12 protein-coding genes and 1 pseudogene are annotated in these 10,328 nt (G+C 35.6%); all 13 read left to right on the top strand.

Translation table 11 applies throughout. The annotated features are described in order from the left end of the window. Positions 1–644: PepSY1/2 domain-containing protein (locus tag A194_RS0111175; protein ID WP_017186930.1), on the top strand; the 644-nt coding region annotated here is incomplete at its 5' end. Between the two features lie 182 nt (positions 645–826). After that, positions 827–958 (top strand): annotated as a pseudogene (locus tag A194_RS21395) (flagellar brake domain-containing protein); the annotation flags it as partial. A gap of 33 nt (positions 959–991) precedes the next feature. Continuing rightward, positions 992–1,408: a flagellar brake protein gene (locus A194_RS0111165; RefSeq protein WP_017186928.1), complete on the top strand. Its 417-nt coding sequence runs from the start codon at positions 992–994 to the stop codon at positions 1,406–1,408. A gap of 39 nt (positions 1,409–1,447) precedes the next feature. After that, a complete protein-coding gene (cmk, locus tag A194_RS0111160) occupies positions 1,448–2,122 on the top strand; it encodes a (d)CMP kinase (RefSeq protein WP_017186927.1) in 675 nt (224 codons plus the stop codon). 3 nt (positions 2,123–2,125) lie between these two features. After that, positions 2,126–2,707, top strand: a complete 582-nt coding sequence (locus A194_RS0111155; RefSeq protein WP_017186926.1) for a 1-acyl-sn-glycerol-3-phosphate acyltransferase — start codon at positions 2,126–2,128, stop codon at positions 2,705–2,707. 70 nt (positions 2,708–2,777) lie between these two features. Continuing rightward, a complete protein-coding gene (gene rpsA, locus A194_RS0111150; protein WP_017186925.1) occupies positions 2,778–3,914 on the top strand; it encodes a 30S ribosomal protein S1 in 1,137 nt (378 codons plus the stop codon). A 93-nt stretch (positions 3,915–4,007) separates the two neighbouring features. Continuing rightward, positions 4,008–5,318 (top strand): ribosome biogenesis GTPase Der, encoded by a 1,311-nt coding sequence (gene der / locus A194_RS0111145; protein ID WP_017186924.1) that lies wholly within the window; start codon positions 4,008–4,010, stop codon positions 5,316–5,318. 15 nt (positions 5,319–5,333) lie between these two features. After that, positions 5,334–6,353, top strand: coding sequence for an NAD(P)H-dependent glycerol-3-phosphate dehydrogenase (locus A194_RS0111140; protein ID WP_017186923.1), 1,020 nt, complete (start codon positions 5,334–5,336; stop codon positions 6,351–6,353). An 81-nt stretch (positions 6,354–6,434) separates the two neighbouring features. Beyond that, entirely contained in the window at positions 6,435–6,698 is a 264-nt protein-coding gene (locus tag A194_RS0111135; RefSeq protein ID WP_017186922.1) for a stage VI sporulation protein F, read from the top strand. A gap of 209 nt (positions 6,699–6,907) precedes the next feature. Then, on the top strand, positions 6,908–7,108 hold the full coding sequence (locus A194_RS0111130) for a DUF2768 domain-containing protein (protein ID WP_017186921.1): 201 nt from the start codon (positions 6,908–6,910) through the stop codon (positions 7,106–7,108). A 17-nt stretch (positions 7,109–7,125) separates the two neighbouring features. Then, a complete protein-coding gene (locus A194_RS0111125; RefSeq protein ID WP_017186920.1) occupies positions 7,126–7,848 on the top strand; it encodes a hypothetical protein in 723 nt (240 codons plus the stop codon). A gap of 153 nt (positions 7,849–8,001) precedes the next feature. Further along, positions 8,002–9,480: a stage IV sporulation protein A gene (gene spoIVA, locus A194_RS0111120; RefSeq protein WP_017186919.1), complete on the top strand. Its 1,479-nt coding sequence runs from the start codon at positions 8,002–8,004 to the stop codon at positions 9,478–9,480. A 417-nt stretch (positions 9,481–9,897) separates the two neighbouring features. Further along, positions 9,898–10,170: an HU family DNA-binding protein gene (locus A194_RS0111115; RefSeq protein WP_017186918.1), complete on the top strand. Its 273-nt coding sequence runs from the start codon at positions 9,898–9,900 to the stop codon at positions 10,168–10,170. Positions 10,171–10,328: the final 158 nt, after the last annotated feature.

The raw sequence follows: 10,328 nt of genomic DNA, 5'->3' as shown, positions 1-10,328 counted from the left end.
AGTTAGATAATCAGGCTGAGCTAGTTGTAACTGAAACTGGTGAGGGTTCAGTTATACCGATGTATAATGCTTCGTTCGATACAGAAGACTTGCACGGTTATGCTGAGATTACTCGACAAGGTGGACATGTGCTATCTTACCTCTTAAGTCGAGATCTTGACGAAGCAAATGTAAGTTTGCATGATGGAATGAATGAAGCACAACAATTATTAGAAGATCTTGATTTTGAAGATGTAAAAATGGTTGAAAGTATACAATACGATAAAGTAGGAGTATATGAGTTTGTTCATGAGCAAGATGATATACTGTATTACCCTGATAGTATTCAAGTAAAAGTGGCATTAGATGAAGGTGACATAATAGGATTAACAGCAAAAGACTATGTGTTTAATGAACAAACTAGAACAGATCGTGAATTCGAAGCGACTTTATCTGAGGAAGAAGCAACTGAACATGTTAATCAAAGTTTAGAGATTAGGGAACAGAGATTAGCTGTTATAGAAAATGATTTAGGTGAAGAAGTATTAACATATGAAATCCTCGGCACAATAGACTCCACAACTTATCGTGTATTTATTAATGCTGATGATGGTTTTGAGGAACGAGTAGAACGCATGAAACAAAGTGAAGAAGTCTATAGTTAAAGGTTTAATAGGAAAATTTAAGAAGGAAAAGGCAACTTAGCCTTTTCCTTTTTATAGTTTTTTGTCATAATAAAGTTAGCTCATACTAAAAGGGGTTAGTGAAATGATAACAGTAGGAATGAAGCTAACACTAGAAACAGTTAAAGGTGACCAAGTAGAGGAAAAGTTACATACAAAAGTGGTTGATTTCAATCGTAAAAAGAATATATGTTGATTACCCTACAAACCAAAGTACAGGCAGAACCTTTTATTTTCTAGAAAATACAAAAGTAAGGGTTTCGTTCATCAGTGATCATGATGTTGTTTATATGTATTACTCGGAAGTTAAAAGGAAGAGAAAAAAGGGAATGAATATTATAGAAATACCGTTCCCGAAAACAGAAGAGTTAATAAAGGTTCAAAGGCGTGAATATGTAAGAATTGAAACAAATTTGGACGTGGCAGTATATCCATTGGATGAAACAAAAGAAGAATTAATTTCACATACTTTAGATTTAAGTGGTGGTGGAATAGCTGTAAAAAGCATGAAACAAAGCTTCAAACCAAATGAAGAAGTTGATCTCATGCTAGTCCTACCATTTGAAGCGAATGATTATGTTTACTTGAATATTAAAGGACAAACTATTCGTTATTCTCCTCTTAAAGAAGGAGAAGGCTATAAACTTTCTATTCAATTTAATTCAATAGAAGACCACAAGAGAGAGACCATTATTAAATACTGCTTTGACCGACAATTAGAGCGACGAAGAAAACTAAAAGTTTAATTAAAACAGCTAAGAAAGGCAATTAATGGAGGAATAGTTATGAGAGTAGCAATTGATGGACCAGCTGCAGCAGGAAAGAGTACTGTAGCAAAACAAATAGCAAAGAAACTAGATTATCTTTATATTGATACTGGAGCAATGTATAGAGCACTAACTTTAGCTGCGTTACGAAACGATGTGAATTTAGAAGATGAAGAAACTTTAGCACAATTAGCATCACAAATTAAAATTTCCTTTAGACATAAAGAAGATGGGCAAGATGTTCTAATTGATGGTGATGATGTATCAGATGATATTCGTCAAAGTGATGTGACGAACAATGTATCAATCGTTGCTAAACATAAATTAGTCAGAGAGCATATGGTTGAGATGCAAAGAAAGTTGGCAGATGAAGCCAATGTTGTTGTAGATGGTAGAGACATCGGGACATATGTTCTTCCGAATGCAGAAGTGAAAATATTTTTAGTAGCCTCAGTTGAAGAACGAGCGATTAGACGTCATAAAGAAAATATTGATCGTGGTATTGCATCTGATTTAGAGCAATTGAAAGAAGAGATTGAAAGGCGTGACCAAATTGACTCGCAAAGGGAGATGGCACCGTTGACGAAAGCGGATGATGCAATTGAGATTGACACGACATCAAAATCAATTGAAGAAGTTAAAGAAAGTATCCTTTCAATCATTCAAAATTACTCTAGTTTTAAAGGAGTTTAAGTGATGTTTTATAAATTTGCTAAAGCCGTTGTTTATACAGTATTTAAATTTTTATTTAGAATTAAAATTATTGGCAAGGAAAATGTACCGAAAGAAGGTCCAGTAATTATTTGTTCAAATCATATTTCAAATTATGACCCGCCCGTTGTTGGTATAACTTGTCCTAGAGATATACACTTCATGGCAAAGGAAGAACTGTTCGAAATGAAAGGTATTGGATTTTTATTAAGGAATTTACACGCTTTTCCGGTTAAACGAGGAATGCGTGACCGTAATGCTTTAAGAAATGGTTTAGGACTTCTTGAAGATGGAGGTACTTTAGGGTTGTTTCCTGAAGGGACCCGAAGCAAAGATGGACAACTAAAAAAAGGATTAGCGGGTGCTGGTTTTTTTGCTATGCGTTCGAATGCTACGGTGATTCCTTGTGCTATTATTGGTACGTATGAAAGGTTCAAGCCTTTAAAAGTAATCTATGGACCACCGATCGAATTCGAAACATTGAAGGAAGACAAACCATCAGCACAAGAAGTTACTGATGAAATTATGGAAAATATACAATCATTAATAGATGAAAATAAAAAATGATGTTATGATTATTTTATTATTAGTTACATAGCTATTTTTTCTTTTTGAGGAAGAAGGAGGAAGAATTAAGATGACTGGACATGAAAATTTAAGTGAAAAAGTTTTAAATGTTGGTGAAGAAGTAACAGCGACAGTTGTGAAGTTAGAGGAAAAACAAGTAGTTGTTAATATAGGGGCTAAATTTGATGGGATTATTCCAATTTCTGAACTATCTCATTTACACGTTGATCATACAAATGAAGTGTTATCAGAAGGTGATGAGTTCCAAGCAGTCGTTACAAAACTAGAAGATGAAGTCATTATCTTATCTAAAAAAGCAAAAGATCATAAAATCGTATGGGAACAACTTCTTAAAGCATATGATGAAGAGGAAGTGCTTGATGCAACTGTAACAGAAGTCGTTGGAGCAGGATTAATTGTAGATGTTGGTATAAGAGGGTTTATTCCGGCATCACATATCGAGACTTTCTATGTTGAGGATTTAGAAAAGTATAAAGGAAAACAACTATCAGTCAAAATTATTGAAATTAACGACGAGCGTAACCGAGTGATTTTATCACATAAAGCAGTTGCTGAATCTGAACAAGAACGTAAAAAAGAAGAGCTGTTCAACCAACTTGAAGTAGGAAATGTCGTAGAAGGCGTTGTTCAACGTATCGCATCTTTTGGTGTGTTCGTCGACCTTGGTGGTGTTGATGGGCTAGTTCATATTTCACAACTATCTCATGATCACATTGAAAAAGCAGAAGATGTTGTAGAAGTAGGCCAAACAGTTAAAGTGAAAGTGATTACTGTTGACCGTGATACAGAACGCATTGGTCTATCCATTAAAGATTTACAACCAGGACCATGGGCAGGAGTAAAAGAGCAACTTAAATCAGGCATTGTTGTAGATGGAACAGTTAAGCGACTTGTCAACTTTGGAGCGTTTGTAGAAGTGCTCCCACAAGTAGAGGGGCTAGTTCATATTTCAGAGATTTCTAAAGACCATATTGGTACACCACAAGAAGTACTAGAGGTTGGTCAGACAGTCAAAGTGAAAGTACTAGATGTTAGTGAAGAGGAACAAAGAATATCTCTAAGTATAAAAGAAGTAGAAGAAGCAGAGGAAAGCAAAGAGATGGAAAAGTATCAAAAAGAAGATGACGAAAGTGCTTTCCAAATCGGAGACTTAATCGGTGATCAGTTAAAAGATTTTAATAAGTAATTAAAGGGGTGGCTTTAAACGCCACTCTTTTTAATCGTATATTGAATATAGTTGGACACAATAAAAGTGAATAGTGTTTAAAGGATGATAAAGATGAGGAAATCTGTAGTAGCCATTGTAGGAAGACCAAATGTAGGGAAATCAACAATCTTTAATCGGCTAGTTGGAGAGAGAATTTCCATTGTAGAAGATGTGCCAGGCGTAACACGAGATCGTATATATGCTGAAGCTGAGTGGTTAAATAACACATTTAATGTAATTGATACAGGTGGTATTGATTTAAGTGATGAACCGTTAATTGTTCAAATAAGGGAACAAGCTGAAATTGCTATAAATGAGGCTGATGTCATTGTGTTCCTTGTGAACGGTCGAGAGGGGATTACAGCAGCGGACGAAGAAGTTGCTAAAATCCTATTCAAATCAAGTAAACCAGTTGTTTTAGCTGTTAACAAAATTGATAATTATGAAATGCAAGACTTATTATACGAATATTATTCGCTAGGATTAGGTCAACCTTACCCTGTTTCAGGTACACATGGGTTAGGTTTAGGTGACGTTTTAGATGAAGTAGTTAAACATTTTCCGACAGATGTCCAATACGATGTGGATGATGAACGGATTCATTTCTCACTAATTGGACGTCCTAACGTTGGTAAATCCTCACTAGTTAACGCTTTACTCGGTGAAGATCGTGTCATTGTTAGTGATGTGGAAGGTACGACGAAAGATGCAATCGATACTGATTTTAAGCGAGAAGGTAGAGACTTCACAATTATTGATACTGCAGGCATGAGAAAGCGCGGAAAAGTATATGAATCAACTGAAAAGTATAGCGTTCTTAGAGCATTAAAAGCAATTGAACGTTCAGATGTAGTTTTAGTCGTAATCGATGCTGACACTGGTATTATTGAGCAAGATAAGAGAATTGCTGGCTATGCTCATGAAGCTGGTAAAGCAATCGTTATTGTTGTTAATAAGTGGGATACAGTTGACAGTTCACAAGATGCGATGAAGAAATTTGAAGAAGACATAAGAAAGCAATTTCAATTTTTATCGTATGCTCCAGTTGTGTTCTTATCTGCAGCAACGACAAAAAGGATTCATACATTGATCCCAAGAATAATACAAGCTAGTGAAAATCATTCAAAACGAGTGAAAACAAACTTGCTTAATGAAGTAATTGAAGACTCGTTGGCAATTAATCCTACACCTTCTATCAAAGGACAAAAACTTAAAATATTATACACGACTCAAGTAGCAACAAAACCACCAACATTTGTTGTATTTGTTAATGACCCTAGTTTAATGCATTTTACTTATGAAAGGTTTTTAGAAAATCGTATTCGTGAAGCATTTGGATTTGATGGAACACCTATTAAAATTTATGCAAGACAAAGATCTTAAAAAAGAGGTGAAAGTATGGGGAAAGTAGCTGTGTTAGGTGCTGGAAGTTGGGGCACGGCATTATCAATTGTTTTAGCCGATAATGATCATGAAGTTGCTTTATGGTCACACCGTGAAGAACAAGTTGAACAAATAAACAATAATCGTGAAAATAAACAATATTTAGAAGGCATTCAGTTAAATCAATTAATTCATGCTGATTCTAATTTAGAAAAAGTTGTAAAAGATGCTGATTCTATTTTGTTTGTAGTACCAACTAAAGCAATTAGACAAGTGTGTCAACAAGTTAAACCTTTTGTAGCAAGCGACCAAACCATTATCCATGCCTCAAAAGGGATTGAACCTGAGACTAATAAACGTATTTCTGAAATGATGGCCGAAGAATTAGGTTCTGAGCTAGGTAAAGGAATCGTCGTACTAAGTGGCCCAAGCCACGCTGAAGAAGTTGGTAGAAGACAACCAACAACTGTTACAGTGTCATCGTTACAAATAGACCAAGCTAATATTGTTCAAGATCTATTTATGAATGAGAACTTCAGAGTGTATACGAATGAAGACCTTGTAGGTGTTGAGATTGGTGGAGCATTAAAGAACATTATTGCTTTAGGTGCAGGAATATCTGACGGTTTAGGTTATGGTGATAATGCTAAAGCTGCATTAATTACGAGGGGCTTAGCAGAAATTGCCCGTTTAGGAAAACGTTTGGATGCAAACCCACTTACATTTGCTGGCCTTACAGGTGTTGGTGATTTAATCGTAACTTGTACAAGCCAACATAGCCGAAACTGGCGTGCAGGAAATATGTTAGGAAAAGGTTACAAGCTCGATGACGTATTAGATCAAATGGGAATGGTCGTTGAAGGTGTGCGTACGGCTAAAGCTGCGTATCAAATGTCTAAAAAACTAGAAGTGAACATGCCAATTACAGAAGGGCTCTATGAACTAGTTGTTAATGATAAGCCAGCTAAAGAGGTTGTCGATGATTTAATGAACCGTAGCAAAGCGGATGAGCTAGAGCATATTTCTAATGGATAGTCTAATTCATCTGTCTTAAAATAGAACAACTTCCTTTAGAATGCATATATTATTACGAATGCATACAGAAGGAGGATCAACATGAGTCAAGACTTTCAACAGTCAATTTTTGAGCACTTGAATAAGAAAGCAAATATATCGCCTGAAGAAATTGTCCAAGTGGCACAATCCGTTCAAAATGCCGATTTCTCAGATGAAAGAACTGTACGTAGGTTAGTTAAACAATTAGCAAGAGTGGCAAATAAACCGATGAGTCAACAAAAGGAAGACCAATTAGTAGAGATGATTGTTAAAAAGAGTGATTCAATAGATTACTCAACGTTACAACAGATTTTCAAAAAATAGTTATAATTTGGGCAAGAGGACTTGGCATAACAATGTTAAAATCATATGATGAAATGTAATAGAATTTTGAGCTACTTTTGAGGAAGTTAGTCATAAAAAAAGAGGTGTATGCCCCTACACCTCTTTTAACTATGTTTGGACAAGCATAAGCTTGCTATTTCATGTTATAATTTTAATGGTTTTAAACTGTGCGAAAGGAAGGCATCCCTATGTCAGAACCAATGTTAAGAATGTACATATCATTTGTCGGTATGATTCTACTATTTGTGGCAACTGGTCTAATACTGTTAGCAAGGCATAAGTTAACAGGAATTGTTAGTGGAGTTGTTGCAGCCATAGCCTATATTTGTATGTTAGTTGGCGGTTTTATAATCTTGTACATCGTGTTTAGCGGGCCTACCCCGCCGTAGAAGGAGGCGAGTACACCATGAAATTAAAAATCATAACTTTATTAACTTTTACCGTATTATTATCCGGTTGTTTGTATCCCAATGAACGTATGCAAGAGAATCAGGCTACAAACGATGAACAATTAGCGGCTGTGCAACAAGCTGTGGAAGAGTTTAGTGAACGGAATAATGGTATTTTACCAATCCAGACACGAGACCAAGACACACCTTTGTTTATTAAGTACCCAGTCAATTTTAATTCTCTAAAAGAAGAAAATATTCTTGGTGAGACACCAGGTAATGCTTACGAACAAGGTGGCTATTATTCATATGTTATTGTAGATCCGCGAGAAGAACCGACAGTACAAGTTTCAGATGTACGGGTAACGCAAACGTTAAGGTCAATTAATTATGAAATTAATGTTTATCGTAACAATGCAGGTAACCCTCCATATGGTGAGTCGTTAGGAAATGGTTTATTTACTATTAATGAAGACCGCGTCAACTTAAGAGAGGAACCTAATGTCACTAGCCCATATACTGGACAAGAGCTTGATGTCGTCATGACAACACAAGGTGAAGCTGTTGTAGATTATCGCCCTGATGTTTATCAATTAATGGAAAGTGAAGATATCGATCATTATGATGAAGATTTACGGTATTTACTAATCGAACATTATCCAATTGTCCCTGCATTTTCTCCTGAAATGTATCTAGAAGATGGGCAAATTGTTCTAAAAGAAGGCATAGTAACTGAATAAACTTTCATAAGGTTAAATAGAGATTCTATTATTATTTTTTAGAATCTCTATTTTTTTATATTTTTAAGTCATATTTGATTAGGACAACGACATAAATTAGTAGTGCCAAATCATAACAAGTGGTCGATAAATGGATCAGGTCGGAGGGATAAAATGGAAAAGTTTAACGTGTTTCATGACATATCGAGACGGACTAACGGGGACATTTATTTAGGAGTAGTTGGAGCAGTGAGAACAGGTAAATCAACGTTTATCAAACGCTTTATGGATCTCGTTGTTTTACCAAACATCGTTGATGAGCAGGAAAGAGAAAGAGCAAAAGATGAACTTCCTCAAAGCGCTGCAGGTCGAACAATTATGACAACTGAGCCTAAATTCATTCCGAATCAAGCTGTAGAAGTAGCTGTTGAAGAAGGGTTAGATGTTCGCGTACGTTTAGTCGATTGTGTTGGGTATACTGTTACTGGTGCTCAAGGTTTTGAAGATGAAAACGGACCAAGAATGATTCATACTCCATGGTATGAAGAAGCAATCCCATTTCATGATGCAGCGGAAATGGGTACAAGAAAAGTAATTCAAGAACATTCAACAATTGGGATTGTAGTAACAACTGATGGTTCATTCGGTGACATCCCAAGAGATGATTACGAAGAAGCTGAAAGGCAAGTTGTAGATGAATTAAAAGAAGTTGGTAAACCATTTATCATGGTTTTAAACTCTAGCCAACCACATTCACCTAATGCAAACTTACTAAGAGATGAACTTGCAGAAGAATATGATATTCCAGTACTACCGGTGTCAGTTGAAAATCTTCGAGAAGATGACGTTAATAACATTTTACGCGAAGCTTTATATGAGTTCCCTGTACTTGAAGTCAATGTTAATTTACCAAGTTGGGTAATGTCATTAAAAGAAGACCATTGGCTACGAAAACAGTTCCAAGAAGCGATTCAAGACACAGTTCAAAACATTAAGCGTTTAAGAGATGTTGATCGTGTTGTAGGTGAATTCCATGGTTATGAATTCATTACTGAAGCGCGAATGGCTGGAATGGAAATGGGCGAAGGTGTTGCAGAGATTGACTTACACGCATCAGATGAATTATATGATCAAGTATTAAATGAAATTGTTGGAGAAGAAATTAGAGGCAAAGACCACTTGTTAGAGCTTTTACAAGATTATACTGATGCTAAAAGAGAGTATGACCAAGTCTCTGATGCACTATCGATGGTTAAACAAACAGGCTATGGAATTGCTAGTCCTTCATTAGAAGATATGCGATTAGAAGAACCTGAGATTATTAGGCAAGGCTCACGATTTGGGGTAAGGCTGAAAGCGGTAGCGCCTTCAATTCATATGATCAAAGTTGATGTAGAATCAGAATTCGCACCAATCATTGGTACTGAGAAGCAAAGTGAAGAGCTTGTGAGATACTTAATGCAAGACTTTGAAGAAGATCCATTATCTATTTGGAAGTCTGATATTTTTGGCCGCTCATTAAGTTCAATTGTTAGAGAAGGAATCCATGCTAAGTTAACATTAATGCCAGAACATGCTCGTTATAAATTAAAAGATACTTTAGAGCGTATCATTAATGAAGGTAGCGGTGGTTTAATCGCTATAATTTTATAAAATATCATTAAAATGCGAGTGACCTAATAAGTCACTCGTTTTTTGTGTTCAACTTCAATTTGTCAATAATGTCATTAAATGACATGCGAAAGTAGTCAAGAATACCTAAAAAAACCGAAAAAACGTTGATTTGATGCAATTTCGTGTTGAAACAGCTCAAAGCATGTGATAATATGCAGTTACATCAACTAGAAAAATATGCTACTGATGAACCAAATTGCTTCAAAACACTGATGGAGTGCGTATTTGTTGCATTTTCCATGTATCTTTGTTTAAATCTTGGTAACAATGTTAGTAGTTTGAATGTTTGAAACTTGCAACAATTTAGTCATCTCTGTGATTAACTTTTGCTTTAAAGTTAATCAGCCTAAAGTAAAAGTTAAATAATATTAATACCTTTTGAAGGAGGTGAAAAACATGAACAAGACAGATCTAGTCAATGCTGTAGCTGAAAACGCTGACCTTTCAAAGAAGGATGCTTCAAAAGCTGTAGATTCAGTATTCGAAGCAATTACTGATTCTTTAACAAAATCTGAAAAAGTACAACTTATCGGATTTGGTAACTTTGAGGTACGTGAGCGTTCTGCACGTAAAGGACGTAACCCTCAAACTGGTCAAGAGATTGATATTCCTGCAAGCAAAGTACCTGCGTTTAAACCAGGTAAAGCCCTTAAAGATGCAGTTAAATAATTGATACATAGGGCAGTTAAAAGAGGGGGGACAACCCCTCTTTTTTAATGTAACTTATACGTTACGAATTTTTAACTCTGTAGATTAGATAAAATAGCGGAAAAGTGCTAAAATACATACAGGAGAGATATTAAACCTATTTAATTAGGTTAAAAAGG

The sequence above is a fragment of the Alkalibacillus haloalkaliphilus C5 genome (genome assembly GCF_000269905.1).
GTDB lineage: Bacteria > Bacillota > Bacilli > Bacillales > Alkalibacillaceae > Alkalibacillus > Alkalibacillus haloalkaliphilus_A.
Note: the sequence above shows the minus strand (reverse complement) of the source record. Positions and strands in the feature narration are given on the sequence as shown.